Genomic DNA, 20,254 nt, shown 5'->3' with positions numbered 1-20,254 from the left:
ATCCTCGGTTCACTACCCCAGCTCATCATTCGGCACCGCCGTCCTCGCTCTCGGCGCGTCCGCGCCGCCATCCCGACTGGAAGGAGTTCAGCAGCGCCCGAGCCTCCTCGGGCGAGCGCTCGGTGGCGCCTGAGGTCTGGTCGTTCTCCTGGCGCTGGTCGTCCTGGCGCAGGCCCGGTGAGAGGTTCGCCTGGCGGACCCTGCGGGGCAACCCGGTGCCGCGCCGTACCGACGACTTCCACAGGTCCGCGGGGACCGGCAGCACCGGTTCGGTGAACCGGGGCTCCGCGGACACCGGGGGCAGCGCGGCGACCGGCGGCATGTGCTCGGCCCTGAGCGGCACGACCGGCTCGACGGGCTCCGGGTCTCCCAGGAGGTGCTCGGGAAGCAGGATGACCACCCCGGTCCCGCCGTACGGCGAGGGCCGCAGCGTCACGTTGACCCCGTAGCGGGCGGCGAGCAGGCCGACGACCGCGAACCCGAGGCGGTCGGTCTCCGACGGGTCGAACTCGGGCGGGCTGGCCAGGCGCTCGTTGATGGAGGCCCGCTTCTCGGCGGTCATGCCCAGGCCCCGGTCCTCGATCTCGATCGCGAACCCGCGGCCGACCAGCTCACCGCGGATCGACACCTCCCCTCCGGGAGGGGAGAAGACGGTGGCGTTCTCGATGATCTCGGCGAACAGGTGCATCATGTCCGCGACCGCGCTGCCGATCAGGGTGGTGCCCGACATGGGGTAGACCCGCACCCGGGCGTAGTCCTCGACCTGGGCGGCGGCGCCGCGCAGCACGTCCTCCATCAGGACGGAGGAGCGCCACTTACGGCCGGAGGCCCCGCCGGACAGGATGACCAGGCCCTCGGCGTGGCGGCGCATGCGGGTGGTCAGGTGGTCGAGCAGGAAGAGGTTCTCCAGGGCGGCGGGGTCCTCGGCCTGCTTCTGCATCCCGTCGAGCAGTTTGAGCTGACGCTGCAGCAGGGACTGGCTGCGCCTGGCGAGGTTGCGGAAGGACTGGGCGACGCCCTCGCGCAGCTTGGCCTGGTCGACGGCCGACTGCATGGCGCGCTGCTGGACGCTGTCGAAGGCGGCGGCCACGTCGTGGACCTCCGCCGTGCTGCCCAGCGGTTCGAGCGGCGGCGCCTCGACACCGACGTCCACCGGCTCGCCCCTGCGGAGCTTCTCCATGACGCGGGGCAGGCGCACCTCGGCCACCTCCATGGCGGCCCTGCGCACCCCGGCGAGCTCACGGGTGAGCCCGCTGCCGACCCGGTAGGAGACCAGCAGCGAGGCGACGACGGCGACGAGGCCGAGCGCGCCCGCGATTCCCGCCCTGGTGAACGTCGTCGCGGCGGACGGGGCCGCCCGGTCGGCCAGGGAGAGGGTGACGGCGGTCAGCGCCCGCTCGTAGACGGCCTCCAGGTCGTCACCCGCCGAGCGCCACTCGGTGGCGGGGATGAGCTCCCCCTCCTGGATGGTCTCCTCGAAGCCGGTGTACCTGGTGTAGATCGTCGAGGTCATCATCCCGGCGAACGGCAGGCGCAGCCTCGGCTCCAGGTCGGGCAGGGCCTGTTCGAGAAGGAAGACCCGGTTGGTGGCGAGCTGGTTGAACAGCTGCAGCTCACTCGGCGACATCGGGCGGCCCAGGCCCAGCACCCCGGCGGCCAGCGCCCGCTCGCGGCTCATCAGGTCCTTGGCGTAGCTGACCATGCCGAGGCTTCGTGACTGCTGGAAGAGCGGCAGGTCGTTGTTGAGGCTCATGATGCTCGACAGCCGGTTCAGCGCGTCGGGCACCAGGGAGAAGTCCCTGGAGAGGCCGACGAGGCCGATCCTGCCGCCGTCCACCTTGACGCGGGTCCCGTCGAGGGCGTTGATCCGGGTCATCACCTCGTTGAACCGGATGCGCATGTCGGGGGTCATCGCGGACTTGGCCGACTCGGTGTTCGTCCGCTCGCGGAAGCGCTGGCGTGCCTGGTTGGTGATGTTCCGCTGTACGGCCAGGGCCGACCTGGCCGAGTCCGTGCGGGAGGCGAGGTACTCGGCCGAGAGCAGGTGTTCGTGCTGCAGGGCGTTGTTCAGCTCGTCACCGGGTTTGCCGACCGTGTCGTACAGCGTGGAGACCGTGAGCAGGCTCATCGAGTCGCCGACCGTCACGGTGGCCGCGAATCCCCACAGGGCGAGCAGCGAGATGATCGGGATCGCCAGGAGTGCCGAGATCTTGAACCTGATGGGTCTGCTCGATGCCATGTCACCTCATCGGTTCGGTCCCGGAGCGCCGAAGTGGGGGGCTCCGGACGACCTCTAGATCGCCGACGAGGATAGCACTGACAAGCCTGTGTATTCGTATCCTATTTGTGACATGTCATGAATTAGTAAAGCAAAGTGACAAGTCAGCCGAGGGCGGCCTGGGACGCGCGGGCGGTCCTCCCGGCCCGGCTCAGGTGCGCCAGCCGTACGGCGAGCACCGCGACCAGGGCGATCTCGGCGGCGAGCAGCACCCACTCGGCCAGCCCGATGAAGACGCGGTCGCCGGGGAGCGCCACGTAGGTGACCGCGACCAGCCCGAAGCCGCAGGCCAGCGCCAGCCACTCGACCGGCCTGGCCACCGCCTTCCACCGCTCGTCCTCCCCGAGGCGCGTGACCATCAGCGCGCCCGCGACGGGCAGCGCGACGAACGCCACCGCCGAGGCGTAGCCGTGCACCTGGTCCCGCATCCAGTCGTCCAGGGCGCCCGCCGAGCCGGGAACGCCCGCGGGCACGAACGCCATGACGGTCAGGGCGCCGCTCCACACCGCGAGCAGACGTTCGACCGCCGTCCCCAGCGGGGCCCTGGCCGCCCGCAGTCCCGCGACCAGCGCGAGGGAGGCGACCGCCAGTGAGATCATGGCCAGCTCGGTCGTCCCGTTGCCCTCGACCGCGGCGTACTCGCCGATCGTCAGGGCGAACGGGTCGGAGTGGGTGGTCGCGACGACCTGTCCCACGACCATGGACCCGACGGCCACCGCGATTCCGGCGCAGGCGACCAGCGGGTAGAGCCTTCTCAACGCGAGCATGCCCCAAGACTGTCCCGGAAGGGGCCCCTGACACATCCGGCGCCGCCCCTGATCCGACCCTGAGCCGCCCCTGATCCCGGCTCGTTGTGCACAGGCTGTGGACAACCACTCCGCACACCCTGTGGAAACCCCATACCAGCTGGGGAAAGTCATCCACAGGCCTGTGGACGGAAAGGGCCGCCCCGTGCCGCCTGTGGGCGGAGGCGGGACGGCCCACCCTGGTCTACAGCCCGGACGGGTCCCGGCCGACGCTGATCTCCTCCGCGATCCTGCGGATGCCGTGGTCGTCCATTCCCGGCACCCCGGCGAGCCTGCCGCGCAGGACGGCGATCACCTGGGAGACGTCGGCCCCCGCGTACCGGACCGCCACCTCGTGGACGGTTCCGAAGAGCGCGCGGTTCGCCTCGTGCTCACCGTTCGCCCGCCTCAGAGAACTCTCCGCCATCTCCGCATCCCCCTGTTGAGCCGATCGGTCGGGGGAAACGGTACGACGGACGGCCCCGGGACGGGGACGGACCCGGCTGGATTCTCCTTCTGTTCCCCGCCCCTTCCAGCGCCTCGACCGGACCGGGCCGTACGGCACGGCGGGCGTGTCGCCGGACCGGCGAGGAGGTTCACCCCCGGTCGTCGAGCACCGCGGAGCAGATCTCCATGAGCCGCTTGACCTGCTCGGAGTCGACCCGGTCGAACAGCACGCGCCGCACGGCCTCGACGTGGCCGGGGGCGGCGGCGGTGAGCGCGGCGAACCCCTCGTCGGTGAGCTCGGCCCAGCTGACGCGGCGGTCGGCGGCGCAGGGCACGCGCCGTACCCAGCCCCTCTCCTCAAGACGGGACACCGCGTGTGAGAGCCTGCTCTGCGAGGAGTTGAGCTCGGTGGCCAGATCGCTCATCCGCATCCTGCGATCCTTCGCCTCGGACAACTTCACCAGGATGATGTAGTAGGTGTGCGGCATACTTGAGTCGCGTTGCAGCTGGCGGTCCAGTTCCTCGTGGATGAACTGTGAGGCCCCCATGAAAGCGCGCCACGCGCGTTGCTCTTCGTCGTCAAGCCATCTGGTCACGAGGCCCACTTTACTTGAACTTTCAAGCATACGGGGATAGTGTACTTGAGAGTTAAAGTTTTTCGGGGAGGAAACATGCCGGTCCAGCGGCTCAACCACGCCGTCCTGTTCGTTCGCGACGTCGAGCGCAGCGTCGCCTTCTACCGGGAGGCCCTCGACTTCCGGGTCGTCATGGGCGGCCAGGGCTCGGCGTTCCTGCAGGCCCCCGGATCGAGCAACGACCACGACCTCGGCCTGTTCGAGATCGGCGCCCAGGCGGGCCCCTCCGGCGCCGGGCGGACGACCGTCGGGCTCTACCACCTCGCCTGGGAGGTCGACACCCTCCAGGAGCTTGAGCGCATCGCGGTCAAGCTCACCGAGATGAACTCCCTCGTGGGCGCCTCCGACCACTCGACCACCAAGGCCCTGTACGCCAAGGACCCCGACGGGATCGAGTTCGAGGTGTCCTGGCTCGTGCCCGCCGACCTGATCACCGAGGAGACGATGCAGGGCCGCAGCCGCATCAGGCCCCTCGACCTCGCCAGGGAGAAGGAGCGCTACGGCGCGCAGACCCAGGGCGGCCTCGGAGTCTCCATCCCCGTCTGAGACACGGAGGGCCCGGCCGACGTCCAGGGTCGGGTTCCGGCGCTGCCGGCATGCCCCGGTCCGTCAGGGAACCCGGCACGGAAAGCGCGGTGACGGCGCGCCCGGCACCCGTCCCTCAGGCCGTCTGCCGCCGCGGGACCTCGGCCCCCTGGGACTCCAGGAGGGTGGCGAGGCTGACGCTGTCCACCACGGCCCCGATGGAGGCCTCGACGTCCAGCCAGACGGCGCGCAGCGGCACCGCCTCGCCGAAGTAGACGATGTCGGCCGTCGAGAAGCCCCGCACCGAGGTGAAGCCGCCGCCGACCGCCCGCAGGATGTCGCCGACGAAGACGGCCTCCGCCCTCCTGGCCAGCGTGAACCCACCCTCGTTGCCCCGCTGGGCGAAGACGAGGTTGGCCCGCCGCAGGTCGGTCAGGATGCCCCTCAGGAAGCTCGGCGGGATCTTCTGAGCCCGGGCCAGCGTCTCCGCGGTGACCGAGGCCGGGTCATGGGCCGCGATCACCAGCATCGCGCGTATGGCGTAGTCACTGCGGGCCGTGACATGCATCCGAAGATCCTCCCGATGACGTGAACCGATGATCGGCGACCTCTGGGCGGGGCTCAATAAATCTACTATCTCTATGGGTTAACCATGAATTATCGCCACAGTCAGAAATGGAGATCATCACCGGGAAAACCCATAGATCACGGACACTTCGCCACGCACAATGAACCGCATGACAGGGGAGCGACTGGTGACGGCCGCGGCGACCGGGGACGCCGAGACGGTCGGGCGGCTACTCGACGACGGCCTGGCCCCGGACACACCCGATCCGTACGGCTCCACGGCCCTCTACCGCGCCGCCGTGCACGGGGACGCGGGCATCACGCGGCGGCTCCTGGCGGCCGGAGCCGACCCCGGCCTTGAGAGCGGGGGCGAGCACGAGGGGCTCCCGCTGTGCGCCGCCGCGTCCTGGGGACACGCCGAGACGGTGACCGCGCTGCTCGACGGCGGCGCCGACCCCGACCAGCGGGAGCACGCCGAGGAGAACGCGATGACGGCCCTGCACTGGGCCGTGGCCGGTGGGCACCTGGCCGTCGTCGAGGCCCTGCTCGCCCGGGGCGCCGATTCCGGCGTCCGCGACTCCGCGGGCGGCACCGCCCTCTGCCGTGCCGTGACGTACGGCGCGGCGGCCGTCGTCAGGGCGCTGCTCGACGGCGGCGCCGATCCGGAGCTGCCCGACGGTCAGGGGCGGCGCCCGGCCGAACTCGCCGAACTGCGCGCCGGGCACGACGTCGAGGCCGAGGCCCTCGCGCGGGCCACGGAACACGCCCCTCCCGGGGCGCGGATCACCGTCCGCCGGGAGGAGGCCGAGGGAGGGGACGCGCTGCTCGTGGTCGAGGTGCACGACGCCACCGGCGCCCCGCGCTCGGAGTCACGCACGGGCACCGGCCAGGCCGAGATCCTCGACCTCCTGCGAACCCGTACGGCCTCATGACCCGCCGGCCGTACGGGCTCATCCCGGCGAAGAACGCGAGGGGCTCCGGCGGGACATCGGGTGGTCAGCGGTTCGGCCGCGCCGCGCACCGGGCGTCTCGTCTCACGCACCGTTCACGCGCCATGAGGATCCTGACGGTGCGGGCGGAGTCCACCGCCCTGGTGAACTCCGCCCGCACCGCCACTCCGAGAACACAGACGGTCACGACCGCCGCGTCGGACTATCTTGCGTCCGGCCGCTTCCGCCCTGCGAGGAGACCGGCAGGTCTAGGGGCATTCGCCGCCCCACCGCTGGTCGGACAGGATTTGGTAGAGGGATGAGCGCAAATACACCCACGACCCCTGGTTGAGGGTCGTCCCCACGTTGAAGTGCAGGCACTTGGTCTTCCCCGCGTGTTCGAAGTAGTAGTGGTCGAGTCCGCGCTTCGCGTTTCCGTTGTTGACGACGTAGTAGGACGTGTTCGCTTTCAATCCGTAGTGGCTCAGCGTGCCGTAGGACGAGTCGACCATGTCGTTGTCCGCCAGGCTGCCCTCATAGAGGCAGACCTGCCCGGAAAGGCATCGAGCCAGGTTGTCTCCGGCCAGTGCGGTGCCCTGCGTGACCGTGAGCGCGAGTACTCCCGCCACGAGGGTGACGAACGCGACGCGGAAAGGTCCGGCACCGAAGGACCTGCGCCCCGACCGGATTCCGGATTCGACGTTCACGGCCGCGGCGCCCGTCGTCGGCGCGTCCACGATGGTTGGTTTTCTCATCAGGATGTCTCCTGTCGGTCGCCTGGAAAGGTCGGCCCGCCGGGCGGATAACGGCAGGCAGGGGCCAGTGTCAGCGGCCGACGGATTGTCTGGAACCCCGATTCGCCACCTGGACAAAACCAATCGCGGTACTGACGGGCGCGGAGTCGGCCCATTCCACCGGGCCCGGGATCGTCACCCGGTTCCGGCCTGAACGGGGGCACGCGCGTCGACGGCCGTCACTTGGTGTGAGGGCCGAAGGAGTCACCGGCCTTCGGTCAGCGTCTCCGCGGCCTGGACCGTGTGGGCCAGCAGGAGGGCGGTGGTCACCGGTCCCACGCCTCCCGGCACGGGTGTCAGCGCCGAGGCCCTGGTCGCCACGGCGGGATCGACGTCGCCCGCGAGGCCGCCGTCCTCGGTCTGGTTCGTGCCCACGTCCACGACCACCGCGCCGGGCCGTACGTGGTCGGGGGTGACGAGCCCGATCCGGCCGACGGCCGCGACCAGGACGTCGGCCGCCGAGGTGACCGCGGCCAGGTCGGCGGTCCGCGAGTGGCACACGGTCACCGTGGCGTCGCGGTCGAGCAGCAGGTGGGCGGCGGGCTTGCCGACCACCGTCGAGCGGCCGACCACGACCGCGTGCCGGCCCGCGAGCGGGACGCCGTGGTGGTCGAGGAGCCTGACCACCGCCTCGGCGGTCGCGGGCGCGAAGGCGGGCAGTCCGGCGGCCAGGCGACCGAGGGAGAGCGGGTTGGCGCCGTCGACGTCCTTGGCGGGGACGATGGCCGAGGCCAGGTCCTCCAGTTTCGTCCCCTTCGGCAGCGGGGTCTGCAGGATGATCCCGCTCACCCACTCGTCGGCGCTCAGCGCCTCAAGACGGTCGCGGATCTCGCCCGCCCCGGCCCTCGGACCGAGATCGGCGACCTCGCACTCGATGCCCACCTTGCGTGCGGCGTTCACGATGGAGCGCACGTACCAGGCGCTGGCCTCGTCGTCGGTGGCCGTGACGACGGCCAGGCGCGCCGGGCGTCCCCGGGCGGCGAGGGCCGCCGCCCGCTCCGTCGCGTCGGTCCGGATGGCCGTGGCGAGCCCCCGCCCGGACAGCTCCCGCGCCGAACCCGCCGAACTCCCCGCACCCGACAGACCCTCAGTACTCATCGGCTGATCTCCTCGCGGACGGTCGCGGTGACCCGGTCGGCGTCGGCGGCCAGGGCGTCGACCCCGGCGATCCTTCCGGCCAGTTCGGCGCGGACCGCCTCGTCCCGGATGCCCCCGAGGTTGATCTCGACGTTGACCCTGGCCGTGGTCGCGGCGGCCCTGGCCGCCTCGGCGGCGGCGGCCACGTCGGTGATGACGTTGCGGTTGCCGACGGGCAGCAGTTCCCCGGCCAGCTCGACCAGGCGGCGCGCGACGTCCACGGTCTCCGCGGGTGGCCCGGCCGCAGCGGCCAGCGCTCCGGCGATCGCCGCCGAGCGGGCCGTACGCTCCTGGTCGGTCTCCTTCGGCAGCCGGTAGGCGTCGGTGACCGCGGTGAACGCCGCCGCGTCCTCCTCGGCGAGTTCGAGCGCGCGTTCCCGCAGCGTGTCGGCCTCCGTCAGGATCCGCCCGATCAGCCGCTCGTGCCCGGCCTGCTTGGGGCCGTCGCTGTAGCGGGCGACCATGCCCAGCAGCGCGGCGGCCTGCGCGGCGTGCAGGGCCGCGCCGGCTCCCCCGCCGGGGGCGGGTACCCGGGCCGCCAGGCTCCGCAGAAAGTCACCGATCGTCTGGTCTCGCATCCGCGCCTCCCGAGTCACCCGGGGCGGGTGCGCCCCCCGTCCCCGTGGATCACGCAACGGGCTGACACGTTACCGGGACCGTACCGCCCGCACCGAGGACGGGGTGGTGGCACGCGGGCCGCCTCGGGAGACGGCGACGCCCGCCAGGCACAGCAGGCCGCCGGCCAGGGTCAGCCAGCCAGGTACCTCGCCGAGCACCGCCCAGGCCATCAGGACCACCAGGGCGGGGACGATGTAGGTGGTCGCGCCCATCTTCCCCGCGGTGGTGCGGGCCAGCGCGTAGGCCCAGGTGGTGAAGGCCAGGGCCGTCGGGAAGACGCCCAGGTAGACGACGTTCAGCGTGGCGGCCGGTGGGGCGGCGGCGACCTGCTCGACCAGCTGCCCGGCGAACGGCAGGCAGACCACGGTGCCGACGAGACAGCCGAAGGTGGTGACCTGAATGGCGGAGCCGTGCCTGAGGGCCGGCTTCTGGCAGACCACCCCGGCGGCGTACGTCACGGCGGCGAGCAGGCACAGCAGGACGCCCAGGATCGAGGCGCGGCCCGCGCCCGACATGGAGACCCCGACCACGGCGGCCCCCGCGAAGGAGACCGCCATCCCGGCCAGCAGACGGCGCGGGAAGCCCTCCCGCAGCATCCAGCCGCCGAGGAGCGCGATCAGGATGGGGCCGATGTTGACGAGCATGGCCGCGGTTCCGGCGTCCACCTCGTGCTCGCCCCAGTTCAGGGCGACCATGTAGAGGCCGAACCACAGCACGCCCGAGCCCAGGATGCCGGGCCAGGCACCCCGGGACGGCAGTCCCCCGCCGCGCGCAAGCCAGATGACGAGGAGTACGGCCGAGCCCGCGAGCAGGCGACCGAGGGCCAGGGCTCCGGGGCCGAAGTACTGGGCGGCGTCGCGGATGGCGACGAAGGCGGAGGCCCACAGCAGTACGGTGACCCCCGCCGCGGCCAGTGCCCGGCGGTCGATCCGGTCGTCCGATGTAGTGATCTGCCCCGTACCCGAACCAGCGGTCTGTTCCATACCCGAACCCTAGGATGTGGACATTTCACTCCACATCTAAGTTTCCCTGCTCAAAGTCTGGCGAACCAGTCGCGCACCGCGTCAACGCCGCCCGTTCCGAGGGCGACCATCAGCGCGACGCGCGCCTTGGCCGGGCTGAGGCCGTACGCGCCGACCGCGCCCACCTTGGCGGCCAGGACGGCGCCCAGGCCCAGTTCGTCGAGGGGCGCCCTGCGGGTGCGGGCGCGGGAGGTGACGACCACCGGGATGCCCCACCCGGTCAGCTCGTCGATCGCGGTGAGCAGGCTGACCGGTATGTTCCCCGCACCGGTTCCCTCGATCACGACGCCCCTGACGCCCGCGTCCACGAGGGCGGTGAGCGCCGCGGTGTCCATGCCCGGGTAGGTCTTGACCAGGGCGACGTCCGTCTCCGGGTCGCCCGCGACCGTCGGCGGCCTGCCCGGTGGGAGCGTGGAGATCACGGCCTGTCCCCCGTGCACGTGGCCGAGCACCGGTTCGGGGGCGGAGGACATGGCGCACACGCCCGTCGCGTCGGTCATGGTGACCCAGCGGGCGGCGTGCAGTTCGTCGTTGACGCACACGACGGCGCCCACGCCGCACAACGCCGGGTCGGCCGCGGCGGCCAGGGAGGAGGCCAGGTTGCGCGGGCCGTCCGGCGACAGGGCGTCGAAGGGTCGCGTCGCGCCGGTCAGGACGATCGCGCCGTGGTGCGCGGCCCGCCCGGCGAGCAGGTCGGTGAGGAAGGCCGTCTCCTCGACGGTGTCGAGACCGTGGGTGATCACGACACCGTCGAAGCCCCGGTCGAGAACGGCCTCCCGGGCCTTGCGGGCGAGCAGCAGCATGGTCGAGGGGGACATGTCCCAGCTCGGCTCCGCCTGGACGTCCTCGGCCACCACCTCGGCCGTGAGCGTGCCGGGCGGCAGTGTTTCGAGGAGCCGCGCGCCCGAGGCCACCCCTGGGCTGCGGGGATCGGTCGAGTAGGCGATGGTGTCGCCGGTCGCCAGCAGCAGCACACGCCCCACCGCACGGTCCCTTCGGTTCTCCGAACTGTCCACAGCCTTTATAGCCCATAGATAACCCCATATGGGGTTATCTATGGGGTCATTCGGTTTCTACCAGGCGACCGGCAGCCGGTGCACGCCGTAGATGGCCATGTCGGAGCGCATCGGCACCTCCTCGGCCGGTACGGCGAGGCGCAGGCCGGGCAGCCGTTCGAGCAGGGCCGGGATGGCGATGCGCATCTCGTTGCGGGCGAGCTGCTGGCCCAGGCACTGGTGGATGCCGTGGCCGAAGGACAGGTGTCCGCCCGACTGCCGGAAGACGTCGAAGTCGTCCGGCCGCTCGAAGCGCTCGGGGTCGCGGTTGGCCGCGGGCAGCGAGACCGTCACCGTCTCACCGGCCCTGATCGTCTGCCCCTCGATCTCCACGTCCTCGACGGCGCCCCTGACCGTGAAGTCGATGATGCTCAGATAGCGCAGCAGCTCCTCGGCGGCCCCCGCCGCCAGGGAGGGGTCGGCACGCAGCGCCGCCAGCTGCGGGGGGTTGCACAGCAGCGTGTAGGTACCGAGCGCGATCATGTTCGCCGTCGTCTCGTGCCCGGCGACCAGCAGGAGCAGGGCGATCCCGGTGATCTCGTCGTCCGTCAGCTCGTCGCTCTCCGCCAGGCCGCCGAGCAGGTCGTCGGTCGGCTTCGCGCGCTTGCTGAGCACCAGTTCGTGCAGGAAGGTCAGCAGGTCGGTCACCGCCGCCAGCTTGCTCTCCTTCGACTCCTCCCGGCTGACGATCACCGCCGAGTCGTGCTGGAAGCGGTCGTGGTCGGTGTAGGGGACACCGAGCAGCTCGCAGATCACCAGCGAGGGGATGGGCAGCGCGAACGCGCTCACCAGGTCGGCGGGCGCCCCCTGACGCTCCATCTCGTCCAGCCGCGCGGCGACGATCTTCTCGATCCTCGGTTCGAGCTGCCGCATCCTGCGCACGGTGAACTGGCCGGTCAGCAGCCGCCGCAGGCGGGTGTGGTCCGGCGGGTCCATCCGCAGGAAGAAACCGGCGGGCATCGGAAGCTGCCGCTGTTCGACCATGTGCGGCAGCGCCGGGTGCTGGGCCTCGACCCGGCTGCTGAAGCGGTTGTCGGCCAGGATCGCGCGGACGGCCGAGTGGCTCGTCGCCAGCCAGCCGATGTGGCCGTCGGCGTAGGTCATGCGGCGGATCGGGGCCTCCTGGCGCCAGACAGCCAGCTCAGGAGGTGGATCGAAGGTGTCGTGACGAGCCACGGAGAGGGTCACGGGGCCGAGATCGGCTTTGTGCACAGCGTGCTCCTTCGAAGTGGGACGCGCATGTTCGCCTCCACAAAACCTCACTGAGAGAAAAATTGCAACCCATGAAGATAAGCGTTCGATGCAGTATTTTTTCACCCGGCGTCGCCCGCCCCGGGACCGGTGGGACGCCTGACCATTGCGCACACAGGTTTGACCACCCCAAAACCGGCGCTTAGCTACGTCCACCTGCGACAACGACTTGAATCGAACCATGACTTCTGCGGATGAGCAGCAGAGCGAGGCGGTCATAGAGTTCGCGACCCGGCTTTTCGCCGCGTTCGGGTATGACGGCACCACCCTGCAGGGACTGGCAGAGGCCATGGGCTTCGACCTCGAATGGCTGCACGAGACGTTCGGCGACAAACGCGCGCTCTACCTCGCCGTCATCGAGCGGACGAGCCGGGCCCAGCGGACCGTCGTCGAGGGGGCGCTGGCGTCGTTGCCCGCCCGCGACGCCGCCGGGGTCGCCGAGGCCATGCACGCCCTCGTGGACGACTACCTGGAGCTGTGCCTGTCCAACCCGCAGATCCCGGCGCTGTGGATGCACCGCTGGCTCGGCGACGCCGCCGACATCCCCGACCTGGAACAGCGGTACGCCATCCCGATCATCAACCTCACCCGGGACGCGCTGCGCGCCGCCGTCAGGGACGGGCTCATCGAGGGGGACACCGACCTGGACCTGCTGGTGCGGACGCTGGCCTGGAGCATGTACGGCTTCCTGCACGGCGAGGCCCTGGCCCCGCCCGATCCACCCGATCCGGACAACCCCAGGACGAAGCCCCGCCTGCGGGCCCATCTCCACCAGTTGGTCGACCGCATGCTGCGGCTCCCCGAATCCTGAGAACGTTTCACCAACGGACGGGAAATTTCAGGAACGTCCCGAAATAACGGTGTAACACCTGGGCGTGCCGGGGAACCGTACAGCCTGGACCGCACCCTCTTCGGTGCCTTCTTGCGCGTTCCTCCGGCGCTCCCCCGCGGCCCCCGCGGGGAGGTGTCGGACCGGCCGTGGACGGGAACCCTCATCCTCGCAGTCGGTGGCGCCTCGGGGGCGCCGGACGGTCCAGGCACCTTCTCGTGTCCACGGGCACGAGAGCGGCGTCCCAGACGCCCGACCGCAAGGAGGCGATCGTGGAGTCCTTCACGGGCAGCAGGCTCCCCCCGGATGACGTCGTCGTCGCGGCGCTGCGCGCCGGGGACGAGGCGATGTTCGCGGCCCTGCTGGACACCTGGTCGAGGGGCATGCTCTGGCTCGCCCGCTCCCACGTGTCGACCAACGACTCCGCGGAGGAGGTCGTGCAGGACACCTGGCTGGCGGTGATCAGGGGCATCGACGGCTTCGAGGGTCGCTCCTCCGTGAAGACCTGGGTCTACCGCATCCTGGTCAACACCGCCAGGAAACGAGGGCTGCGCGAGAACCGCACGGTACCGTGGAGCAGCGCCTTCGAACATCGGGAGGAGCCGGTCGCCGACCGGTCGCTCTTCCAGGGGCCCGACGACCCGTTCCCCGGGCACTGGAAGAACGTCCCCTCGGCCTGGTCCACCCCCGAGGGCGAGGTGCTGGCCGCCGAGGTGCGCGACCTGATCGCGGCGGCCCTGGCTGAGCTTCCCCCACGACAGCGCGCCGTCATCACACTTCGCGACGTCGAGGGGTGCACCTCGGAGGAGGTCTGCGAGATCCTGGAGATCTCCGCGGCCAACCAGCGGGTTCTGCTGCACCGCGCCCGCGTGGCGGTGCGCGGACGCCTGGAGGATTATTTCGAGACGGCGAGGCGGTCGGCGTAGTGAAATCGGTTCGGTTCAGAGACGGTAAGGCGTTTCACGTCGTGAAGCGGTTCAGTTGCGACGAGTGGGTCGAGCTCGTCACCTCCTACCTGGAGGGCGGCCTCGACGAGTCCACCCGGCACGTGTTCGAGGAGCACCTCGCCGCCTGCGAGTGTTGCGGACACTACCTGCACCAGTTCCGCGTGACGGTCACCGCTCTGGGCGCCCTGCGACCCGAGCCGCTGCCAGGTCAGGCGCGTGAGCGGCTACTGGCCGCCTTCCGCGACCGGCGGGACTCCAGGGTCGAGGAGCCGCGGAGCTCCTGAGGACGGCACCGGGAAGAGCCGCCCCCGCGACGGGCCCTGCGACAAGCCCCGCGACGGGCCTTCGGGCGGGCCGAAGACGTCGCACAACCGGGTGAGCACCTCCTGCGGGATGTCCTCCCCGCCGAAGGCCCGCAGCACCTCGACCGTCACCCGGACCCGCTCAAGAAGGTCCGGGCACAGAGCGCATCCGGCCAGGTGCTCCTCGAAGCGCCGCCGCGTCCCGGCGGGCAGGGCCTCCTCCAGATAGGCCGTGACGAGGCCCCCGGCCTCCCGGCAGCCCAGGCTCGCCCGTCTCATCGCAGCCCCCCGTTCCATACGGGACAGTCCCCCGGGGCCGTCGAACCGTTACACACACCCCGAAAGTCCCCCTGTAACGCCTGCACGCCTCACGGGTCTATAGACCGTACACATCAGGCGAAAAGGGGGGACGATGGCCAGTCTTGTGGCCGAGGAAACGCCGATCCGGAATGCCTCCGATGTGGAGGCCTTCGCGCAGGACTGCTTCCTCGGCGCCGCCGGGGACGAGGTGGGGGTCGAGCTGGAGTTCCTGGTCTTCGACCGTACGGCCACCGGCGACCAGGTTCCACTGGACAGGACAGCCGACGTTCTGCCGTCGATGGACGGCGGAAGCCGGGTGACGTTCGAGCCCGGCGGGCAGCTCGAACTGTCGGGACCCGCGGGCCCGCTGCCCGAGGCGATCGCCCGGATGCGCGCCGACGTCGACGCGACCCGCCGGGCGCTGAACAGGACCGGTCTGGCCCTGGCCGGGGTCGGTCTCGACCCCGTACGGCCCGCCAGACGGCAGTTACACCTGCCCCGCTACGACGCGATGGCCGAGTTCCTCGGCCTGCCGTACGGGGCGTTGATGATGTGCTCGACCGCGTCGATCCAGGTCAACCTCGACCTGGGCGACAGACCCTCGGCGCGCTGGGAACGCGCCCACCGGCTCGGCCCCGTCCTCCTGGCCGCCTTCGCCAACTCCTCGCTGCGCGAGGGACGGCCGTGCGGGTGGATGTCCGGCCGCCAGGAGGTGTGGGAGAACCTCGACCGCACCAGGACCGCCCCCGTCCAGACCACCGGCGACCCCGTCGCCGACTGGGCCGCCTACCTCCTCGACGCCCGGCTGATGCTGGTGCGCGAGGACGACGACCACTACCGCACGATCCGCGACGGCTCGACCTTCCGCGACTGGCTCGACGCGCCCGTGCCCCCGCCGACCCTGGCCGACCTGGCCTACCACGCCACGACGATCTTCCCTCCGGTACGGCCCCGCGGCTGGCTGGAGATCCGCTACCTCGACGCCCAGCACCCGGCGAACTGGCCGGTGTGCGTGGCCGTCACCCACGCCCTGGTGATGGACGACCGGGCGGCCGACACGGCGCTGGCGGCGGCGGAGCCGTACGCGGGGATGTGGCGTGAGGCGGCCCGCTGCGGCCTCACCGACCCCCGGCTGCGCCAGGCCGCCGAGGAGTGCTTCCGCGCCGCCTGCGAGGCGCTGCCCAGGCTCGGTGTGGACGGCGCGCTGGCCGCTCAGGTGGCCGCCTACACCGACCGCCACGTGACGACCGGGCGGCCCCCCGCCCTCGACCTGCTGGACATGGCCGCAGAACCGGGACCGCGCCTGTCGGCCTGGTTGACCGAGGAAGGACAGGCATGAACGACTTCAAGGAGCGCATCGCCGCCGAACTGACCGCGGTGCGCGGCCGGTCGCTGGCCTACACCGACGCCGAGGACGACCTGCTGGTCAGGCAGCACTCACCGCTGATGTCGCCGCTGGTGTGGGACCTGGCGCACGTCGGCAACTACGAGGAGCTGTGGGTGCTGCGGGAGGCCGGGGGCATCACCCCGCTGCGCCCCGAGATCGACGACCTGTACGACGCGTTCAAACACCCCAGGAAGAACCGGCCGAGCCTGCCCATCCTGGGACCCGCCGAGGCGCGGCGCTACATCGAGGGGGTACGGGGACGGGTGCTCGACGTCCTTGACCGGCTCGACCCGGAGAGCCCCGACCCGCTGCACCGGGACGCCTTCGTCTTCGGCCTGGTGATCCAGCACGAGCACCAGCACGACGAGACCATGCTCGCCACCTGGCAGCTGTCCGGGACCGCGGGCCTGATCCGCGACGGCGAGCTGCCGTCCGGCAAGCCGTACGGCCCCGAGGAGGTGTTCGTGCCCGCCGGGCCGTTCACGATGGGGACGGACACGTTGCCGTGGGCCTACGACAACGAGCGTTCCGCGCACCGGGTCGACCTGCCCGCCTACTGGATCGACCGGCTGCCGGTCGGCAACCGCGCCTACGCCGACTTCGTCGAGGACGGCGGCTACGACGACCCGCGCTGGTGGAACCCCCAGGGATGGGCCTGGCGGCGGGAGACGGGCGCCTTCGCCCCGCTGTTCTGGACCAGGGACGGCGACACCTGGTGGCGGACCCGGTTCGGCAGGCCGGAACCGGTGCCCATGGACGAGCCCGTACAGCACGTGAGCTGGCACGAGGCCGACGCCTACGCCCGCTGGGCGGGCAAACGGCTGCCGACCGAGGCCGAGTGGGAGAAGGCCTGCGGCTGGAACCCGGAGGCCGAACGGGCCAGGAAGTACCCGTGGGGGGACGACGACCCGGACCCCGGGCTGGCCAACCTCGGGCACCGCGCGGCACGTCCCGCCCCCCTCGGCGCCTACCCCGCCGGGGCGAGCTTCTACGGCGTCGAGCAGATGATCGGGGACGTGTGGGAGTGGACCTCCTCGGAGTTCCTGCCCTACCCGGGCTTCCGCAGCTTCCCCTACCGCGAGTACAGCGAGGTCTTCTTCGGCGGCGACTACCGGGTGCTGCGCGGCGGCTCGTGGGCGGCCGACCCGGCCGCGGTCCGCACGACGTTCAGGAACTGGGACCACCCCATCCGCAGGCAGATCTTCACGGGCTTCCGCTGTGCCCGGTCCGTGTCCGCCGAGCGTCCGGAGCACCGCTAGATGTGCCGCCACGCCGCCTGGCTCGGCGCTCCCCGGTCCGTCGCCTCACTGGTCAGTGAACCGGAGCACGGCCTGCTGCGGCAGTCCTACGCCCCGCGCATGCAACGCCACGGCCTCATCAACGCCGACGGCTTCGGCATCGGCTGGTACGACGCCGGCCGCGCGGAACCGGTCCGTTACCGCCGTTCGGTCCCCATGTGGGCCGACGCCAACCTGCCCGCCCTGGCCGAGGTCGCCCGCTCAAGCTGCCTGCTGGCGGCCGTACGGTCGGCCAGCGAGGGCATGCCGATCGAGGAGAGCGCCACCGCGCCCTTCGCCGATGGGGCGTGGCTGCTCAGCCACAACGGCCGCGTCGCCCGAGGCCCCGTCAGGGAGCTGGCGGGCGACGCGGGAGCGGAGAGCACCTGCGACGCCGCCTGGGTCGCCGCCGCCGTCTTCGTACGGCGCCGCGCCGGACTCACCCTCGGCGACGCCCTGTCCGAGGTCGTCGTCACCGCCGGGGCCAAGGACCCCGCCGGGCGGCTGAACCTCCTCGCCTGCGACGGCTCCTCCCTCGCCGCGACCACCTGGGGGGACACGCTCTTCCTCAACCTCGAAGACGGCGTGCTCGTGGCGAGCGAACCGCTCGACGACCGGTCCGGCTGGCAGGCCGTACCGGATCGGAGTCTGGTCCTCGCGTCCATCGACGGCGTGCGCGTCCAGCCGCTGTGACCTGCGACATCCAAGGAGTCATCATGCCCGTCAGCCAGTCCGACGTACGCCTGACCAACCATCTCGGTGACGACTACCTCAGCCAGGCCCTTGAGCACGACGTCCGCGCCGGGCTGACGTCCGACCCCAAGTGGCTGCCGCCCAAGTGGTTCTACGACGAGACGGGCAGTGAGCTGTTCTCCCAGATCACCCGGCTGCCCGAGTACTACCCGACCCGCAGGGAGCTGTCCATCCTGCGCAGGCACTCGACCGACATCGCCGCCGACAGCGGGGCGGACACGCTGGTCGAACTGGGCTCGGGGACCAGCGAGAAGACCGTGCTGCTGCTCGACGCCCTGGCCTCGGCCGGGACGCTGCGCGCCTACACCCCGGTCGACGTGGACGCCGTCACCCTCGGCGACGCCGCGCGGCGCCTCGCCGCCCGCTACCCGGGGATGGCGGTGCACGCGGTCTGCGCCGACTTCGAACGCCACCTGGCGCTGTTGCCCAAGCGGGGACGGCGGATGGTGGCCTTCCTCGGCGGCACCATCGGCAACCTCGACCCCGAGGCCAGGGCCGTGTTCCTCAAGGAGCTGCGCGCCACCCTCTCCCCCGGCGACTCCTTCCTGCTGGGAGCCGACCTGGTGAAGGACACCGGGCGGCTGGTCGCGGCCTACGACGACGCGGCCGGGGTGACGGCGGCCTTCAACAGGAACGTCCTGCACGTGCTCAACCACCGGCTCGACGCCGACTTCGAACCGGACGCCTTCGAACACGTCGCGCTGTACGACCAGCGCAACGACTGGATCGAGATGCGACTGCGCGCGAGCCGCGCCATGACCGTGCGGATCGCCGCCCTCGACCTGTCGGTCTCCTTCGAGGCGGGAGAGGAGACCCGCACCGAGATCAGCGCCAAGTTCCGTCAGGAGGGACTCCGCCGGGAACTGGTCGCGGCCGGATTCACCCCGAGCCGGACCTACACCGACCCGACGGGGGACTTCACCCTCGTCCTCGCCCACGCGTGACGGATTCACCTGCCGTGGTCCGTCCACACGCGACCGGGTTCGTCATCGTGCGGTTCGTCCACCGTGACGGAGTCAATCGTGTGATTCGTCCGCTCGTGGTGGATTCACCTGCCCGTGGCCTGTTCACGCATGGTTCGTTCGCGTGTGGTTTCTTTCGCACGTGACCAGGTTCGTCATCATGTGCTTCCTCCGCCCGTGACGGGTGACGGAAGCGCCGGGGCGGGGGACGATGAGGCGGTGGATCTGGACTCCCTCCTCGTGACGGCACGGCGGCTGCTCGCCGTGCCGTCGACCGCCGACCGCCCCGGCGACCTGCGTGAGGCGCTCGAACTCGTGCTCGGCCTCCTCGCCGACGACTCGTTCACGGTCGAACGGTTCGTCTCGAACGGCAAGCCGAGCGCGCTCGTCTACCCCGGTCCCCGCAGGCCCCGGTTCCGGGTCATCCTCAACGCCCACCTCGACGTGGTGCCCGCGCCGCCGCACCAGTTCAGGCCCCGCCTCGAAGGCACCCGCCTGTACGGCAGGGGCGCCCACGACATGAAGGTTTCCGCGCTGGTCGAGACACTCGTCTTCCGCGAACTCGCCGGGGCGCTGCCGTACCCGATCGGGCTGCAGCTCGTCACCGACGAGGAGGTCGGCGGCCTGGACGGCACGGCCCACCAGATCGACCAGGGCGTGACCGCCGACTTCGTCGTCATCGGCGAACAGAGCGGGCTGCGGGTCGTGACCGACTCCAAGGGCATGGTGTCCGCGAACCTGCGGGCGAACGGACTCGGCGCGCACAGCGCCTACCAGTGGCTCGGCGACAACGCGCTGCTCAAGCTGAACCGCAGCCTGGGGGCCCTGCTTGAGCGCTACCCCGTGGCGACCGAGGAGGCCTGGCGGACCACGGTGAACGTCGCCAGGATCGAGACCTCCAACACGGCCCGCAACCAGGTGCCCGACCAGGCGGAGGCGTGGCTGGACATCCGCTTCCCCGCCGGTGACCCCGACCTGGACGGCAGGACCGAGGAGGAGGTCACCGCGCACCTGGCGGCCTTCTGCGCGCCGGGCGTCGTGCCCGTCGTCACCCACGTCGCCCCGCCGCACCACGCCGACCCCGAACGGCCCGAGGTGCTCGGGCTGCGGCGGGCGGCGCGCAACCAGGGCTACGACGGCGCCCTGCTGCGCAAGCACGGCGCCGCCGACGGCCGCTTCTACTACCGCCGGGGCATCGACGCCGTCATCTTCGGCATCGGCGGGGACGGGCAGCACGGCCCCGAGGAGTACGCCGACATCACCACGATCGAGCCCTACCGCAGGGCCCTGCGCGAGTTCCTCACCGACCTCGGGCCGTGAGTCCTCCGGCATGGGCCTCGGGATGCGGGCGTCACATCGTGAATCCCGGCGTGAGCCCTCTGGGCACGGGCCTCGGGACATGGGCGTCACGTCGTGAATCCCCGGGCGTGAGCCCTTGCACGTGGACCTCGCCG

General features: G+C 71.2%; 22 protein-coding genes. 10 read left to right on the top strand and 12 right to left on the bottom strand.

The window, feature by feature from the left end:
- Positions 1-25: 25 nt before the first annotated feature.
- From ABZ470_RS17690 to ABZ470_RS17675, 4 genes are all read right to left on the bottom strand, one after another.
- A complete protein-coding gene (locus ABZ470_RS17690; RefSeq protein WP_352011186.1) occupies positions 26-2,239 on the bottom strand; it encodes a nitrate- and nitrite sensing domain-containing protein in 2,214 nt (737 codons plus the stop codon).
- Between the two features lie 143 nt (positions 2,240-2,382).
- Positions 2,383-3,045, bottom strand: coding sequence for a DUF998 domain-containing protein (locus ABZ470_RS17685; protein WP_362781636.1), 663 nt, complete (start codon positions 3,043-3,045; stop codon positions 2,383-2,385).
- Between the two features lie 223 nt (positions 3,046-3,268).
- Positions 3,269-3,490, bottom strand: a complete 222-nt coding sequence (locus tag ABZ470_RS17680; RefSeq protein ID WP_352011188.1) for a hypothetical protein — start codon at positions 3,488-3,490, stop codon at positions 3,269-3,271.
- A gap of 169 nt (positions 3,491-3,659) precedes the next feature.
- Complete coding sequence (locus tag ABZ470_RS17675) at positions 3,660-4,106, bottom strand: MarR family transcriptional regulator (RefSeq protein WP_352011189.1); 447 nt, start codon at positions 4,104-4,106, stop codon at positions 3,660-3,662.
- A 75-nt stretch (positions 4,107-4,181) separates the two neighbouring features.
- On the opposite strand from ABZ470_RS17675, the gene ABZ470_RS17670 reads away from it, so the two are divergent.
- Complete coding sequence (locus ABZ470_RS17670) at positions 4,182-4,691, top strand: VOC family protein (protein ID WP_362912215.1); 510 nt, start codon at positions 4,182-4,184, stop codon at positions 4,689-4,691.
- Positions 4,692-4,806: 115 nt separating this feature from the next.
- Here ABZ470_RS17670 and ABZ470_RS17665 read toward each other — a convergent pair whose 3' ends face one another.
- A complete protein-coding gene (locus ABZ470_RS17665) occupies positions 4,807-5,238 on the bottom strand; it encodes an Rrf2 family transcriptional regulator (protein ID WP_362912213.1) in 432 nt (143 codons plus the stop codon).
- A gap of 169 nt (positions 5,239-5,407) precedes the next feature.
- Here ABZ470_RS17665 and ABZ470_RS17660 point away from each other — a divergent pair, with 169 nt between their 5' ends.
- Positions 5,408-6,169 carry an ankyrin repeat domain-containing protein gene (locus ABZ470_RS17660; RefSeq protein WP_362912211.1) on the top strand — a complete coding sequence of 254 codons (762 nt, stop codon included), beginning with the start codon at positions 5,408-5,410 and terminating at the stop codon, positions 6,167-6,169.
- Between the two features lie 266 nt (positions 6,170-6,435).
- On the opposite strand, the gene ABZ470_RS17655 is transcribed toward ABZ470_RS17660, so the two are convergent.
- The 6 genes from ABZ470_RS17655 to ABZ470_RS17630 all read right to left on the bottom strand — a co-directional run bounded on the left by ABZ470_RS17655 (position 6,436) and on the right by ABZ470_RS17630 (position 12,004).
- A complete protein-coding gene (locus ABZ470_RS17655) occupies positions 6,436-6,921 on the bottom strand; it encodes a hypothetical protein (RefSeq protein WP_362912209.1) in 486 nt (161 codons plus the stop codon).
- A gap of 243 nt (positions 6,922-7,164) precedes the next feature.
- Positions 7,165-8,058 carry a bifunctional 5,10-methylenetetrahydrofolate dehydrogenase/5,10-methenyltetrahydrofolate cyclohydrolase gene (locus tag ABZ470_RS17650; RefSeq protein WP_352011194.1) on the bottom strand — a complete coding sequence of 298 codons (894 nt, stop codon included), beginning with the start codon at positions 8,056-8,058 and terminating at the stop codon, positions 7,165-7,167.
- Positions 8,055-8,675 (bottom strand): cyclodeaminase/cyclohydrolase family protein, encoded by a 621-nt coding sequence (locus ABZ470_RS17645; RefSeq protein WP_362912207.1) that lies wholly within the window; start codon positions 8,673-8,675, stop codon positions 8,055-8,057. The genes ABZ470_RS17650 and ABZ470_RS17645 overlap by 4 nt, the downstream gene beginning before the upstream one ends.
- 69 nt (positions 8,676-8,744) lie before the next feature.
- Positions 8,745-9,698 (bottom strand): DMT family transporter, encoded by a 954-nt coding sequence (locus ABZ470_RS17640; protein ID WP_362912205.1) that lies wholly within the window; start codon positions 9,696-9,698, stop codon positions 8,745-8,747.
- 50 nt (positions 9,699-9,748) lie between these two features.
- Complete coding sequence (locus ABZ470_RS17635; protein WP_362912203.1) at positions 9,749-10,720, bottom strand: asparaginase; 972 nt, start codon at positions 10,718-10,720, stop codon at positions 9,749-9,751.
- A gap of 90 nt (positions 10,721-10,810) precedes the next feature.
- Positions 10,811-12,004 carry a cytochrome P450 gene (locus ABZ470_RS17630; RefSeq protein ID WP_352011198.1) on the bottom strand — a complete coding sequence of 398 codons (1,194 nt, stop codon included), beginning with the start codon at positions 12,002-12,004 and terminating at the stop codon, positions 10,811-10,813.
- Between the two features lie 220 nt (positions 12,005-12,224).
- Here ABZ470_RS17630 and ABZ470_RS17625 point away from each other — a divergent pair, with 220 nt between their 5' ends.
- From ABZ470_RS17625 to ABZ470_RS17615, 3 genes are all read left to right on the top strand, one after another.
- A complete protein-coding gene (locus ABZ470_RS17625) occupies positions 12,225-12,854 on the top strand; it encodes a TetR/AcrR family transcriptional regulator (RefSeq protein WP_362912201.1) in 630 nt (209 codons plus the stop codon).
- Positions 12,855-13,144: 290 nt separating this feature from the next.
- A complete protein-coding gene (locus ABZ470_RS17620; protein WP_352011200.1) occupies positions 13,145-13,798 on the top strand; it encodes a sigma-70 family RNA polymerase sigma factor in 654 nt (217 codons plus the stop codon).
- 41 nt (positions 13,799-13,839) lie between these two features.
- Positions 13,840-14,103 (top strand): zf-HC2 domain-containing protein, encoded by a 264-nt coding sequence (locus tag ABZ470_RS17615; RefSeq protein ID WP_352011201.1) that lies wholly within the window; start codon positions 13,840-13,842, stop codon positions 14,101-14,103.
- Here ABZ470_RS17615 and ABZ470_RS17610 read toward each other — a convergent pair.
- Positions 14,044-14,400 carry a zf-HC2 domain-containing protein gene (locus ABZ470_RS17610; RefSeq protein ID WP_362912199.1) on the bottom strand — a complete coding sequence of 119 codons (357 nt, stop codon included), beginning with the start codon at positions 14,398-14,400 and terminating at the stop codon, positions 14,044-14,046. The genes ABZ470_RS17615 and ABZ470_RS17610 overlap by 60 nt on opposite strands.
- A gap of 133 nt (positions 14,401-14,533) precedes the next feature.
- Between ABZ470_RS17610 and egtA the strand changes: the two genes are divergently transcribed.
- From egtA to ABZ470_RS17585, 5 genes are all read left to right on the top strand, one after another.
- Positions 14,534-15,760 (top strand): ergothioneine biosynthesis glutamate--cysteine ligase EgtA, encoded by a 1,227-nt coding sequence (egtA, locus tag ABZ470_RS17605; protein ID WP_362912197.1) that lies wholly within the window; start codon positions 14,534-14,536, stop codon positions 15,758-15,760.
- Positions 15,757-17,067: an ergothioneine biosynthesis protein EgtB gene (gene egtB / locus ABZ470_RS17600; protein WP_362912195.1), complete on the top strand. Its 1,311-nt coding sequence runs from the start codon at positions 15,757-15,759 to the stop codon at positions 17,065-17,067. Before egtA ends, egtB begins: the two co-directional genes overlap by 4 nt.
- Entirely contained in the window at positions 17,068-17,778 is a 711-nt protein-coding gene (gene egtC, locus ABZ470_RS17595) for an ergothioneine biosynthesis protein EgtC (RefSeq protein WP_362912193.1), read from the top strand. It abuts the gene before it with no gap.
- 23 nt (positions 17,779-17,801) lie between these two features.
- Positions 17,802-18,782, top strand: coding sequence for an L-histidine N(alpha)-methyltransferase (gene egtD, locus ABZ470_RS17590; RefSeq protein ID WP_352011206.1), 981 nt, complete (start codon positions 17,802-17,804; stop codon positions 18,780-18,782).
- 237 nt (positions 18,783-19,019) lie between these two features.
- Positions 19,020-20,120 (top strand): M20/M25/M40 family metallo-hydrolase, encoded by a 1,101-nt coding sequence (locus tag ABZ470_RS17585; protein WP_362912190.1) that lies wholly within the window; start codon positions 19,020-19,022, stop codon positions 20,118-20,120.
- The last annotated feature ends 134 nt before the right edge of the window (positions 20,121-20,254 follow it).

This window comes from Streptosporangium sp. NPDC020072 (genome assembly GCF_040631445.1).
Lineage (GTDB): Bacteria > Actinomycetota > Actinomycetes > Streptosporangiales > Streptosporangiaceae > Streptosporangium.
This window is presented reverse-complemented; position numbering and strand designations above follow the sequence as displayed.

Coding starts and splice junctions, on each gene's coding strand:
- egtA (WP_362912197.1), top strand. CDS start 14,534: ATGGCCAGTCTTGTGGCCGAGGAAACGCCGATCCGGAATGCCTCCGAT.
- ABZ470_RS17640 (WP_362912205.1), bottom strand. CDS start 9,698: ATGGAACAGACCGCTGGTTCGGGTACGGGGCAGATCACTACATCGGAC.
- ABZ470_RS17610 (WP_362912199.1), bottom strand. CDS start 14,400: ATGAGACGGGCGAGCCTGGGCTGCCGGGAGGCCGGGGGCCTCGTCACG.
- egtD (WP_352011206.1), top strand. CDS start 17,802: ATGCCCGTCAGCCAGTCCGACGTACGCCTGACCAACCATCTCGGTGAC.
- egtC (WP_362912193.1), top strand. CDS start 17,068: ATGTGCCGCCACGCCGCCTGGCTCGGCGCTCCCCGGTCCGTCGCCTCA.
- ABZ470_RS17670 (WP_362912215.1), top strand. CDS start 4,182: ATGCCGGTCCAGCGGCTCAACCACGCCGTCCTGTTCGTTCGCGACGTC.
- ABZ470_RS17645 (WP_362912207.1), bottom strand. CDS start 8,675: ATGCGAGACCAGACGATCGGTGACTTTCTGCGGAGCCTGGCGGCCCGG.
- ABZ470_RS17690 (WP_352011186.1), bottom strand. CDS start 2,239: ATGGCATCGAGCAGACCCATCAGGTTCAAGATCTCGGCACTCCTGGCG.
- ABZ470_RS17685 (WP_362781636.1), bottom strand. CDS start 3,045: ATGCTCGCGTTGAGAAGGCTCTACCCGCTGGTCGCCTGCGCCGGAATC.
- ABZ470_RS17660 (WP_362912211.1), top strand. CDS start 5,408: ATGACAGGGGAGCGACTGGTGACGGCCGCGGCGACCGGGGACGCCGAG.
- ABZ470_RS17665 (WP_362912213.1), bottom strand. CDS start 5,238: ATGCATGTCACGGCCCGCAGTGACTACGCCATACGCGCGATGCTGGTG.
- ABZ470_RS17625 (WP_362912201.1), top strand. CDS start 12,225: ATGACTTCTGCGGATGAGCAGCAGAGCGAGGCGGTCATAGAGTTCGCG.
- ABZ470_RS17650 (WP_352011194.1), bottom strand. CDS start 8,058: ATGAGTACTGAGGGTCTGTCGGGTGCGGGGAGTTCGGCGGGTTCGGCG.
- ABZ470_RS17655 (WP_362912209.1), bottom strand. CDS start 6,921: ATGAGAAAACCAACCATCGTGGACGCGCCGACGACGGGCGCCGCGGCC.
- ABZ470_RS17680 (WP_352011188.1), bottom strand. CDS start 3,490: ATGGCGGAGAGTTCTCTGAGGCGGGCGAACGGTGAGCACGAGGCGAAC.
- egtB (WP_362912195.1), top strand. CDS start 15,757: ATGAACGACTTCAAGGAGCGCATCGCCGCCGAACTGACCGCGGTGCGC.